This window comes from Halomonas sp. ND22Bw (assembly GCF_003011945.1).
In the GTDB taxonomy this organism is placed as follows: Bacteria; Pseudomonadota; Gammaproteobacteria; order Pseudomonadales; family Halomonadaceae; genus Halomonas; species Halomonas halophila.
On record NZ_PXWD01000181.1, the window covers coordinates 1 to 441 of the forward strand.

Annotated in this window: 1 protein-coding gene; it reads right to left on the minus strand. The window is 63.5% G+C overall.

Going from position 1 to position 441, the window contains the following annotated elements; genetic code table 11:
- A partial coding sequence (locus CVH10_RS17585; protein ID WP_181244460.1) for an FAD-dependent oxidoreductase occupies window positions 1-441 on the minus strand: 441 nt, incomplete at both ends.

Here is a 441-nt window from a genome sequence, read left to right on the forward strand (position 1 = left end):
TATACCTAAGGGCGTCAGCCGCTGATCGGCGTTGTCAGCTCTCAGGGTCAGACGATATTCCGCGCGACTGGTGAACATCCGATACGGCTCGGTCACGCCGCGCGTAACCAGGTCGTCGATCATCACGCCGATATAGGCCTGGTCTCGTCCCAGGATGACAGGCGGCTGCCCGCCCGAAGCCCGCGCCGCATTCAGCCCCGCCATCCGGCCCTGGGCAGCCGCCTCCTCGTAGCCGGTCGTGCCGTTGATCTGGCCAGCCAGATAAAGACCGGGCCGCTTCTTCACCTCGAGTGCGCGCGTCAACTCACGCGGATCGACATAGTCATATTCGATGGCGTAGCCGTAGCGAAACACCTCGACCGCCTCCAGGCCGGGAATGGTCCGCAAGAAGGCGAGCTGCGTAGGCTCCGAAACGGAGGTCGAGATGCCGTTCGGATAGAC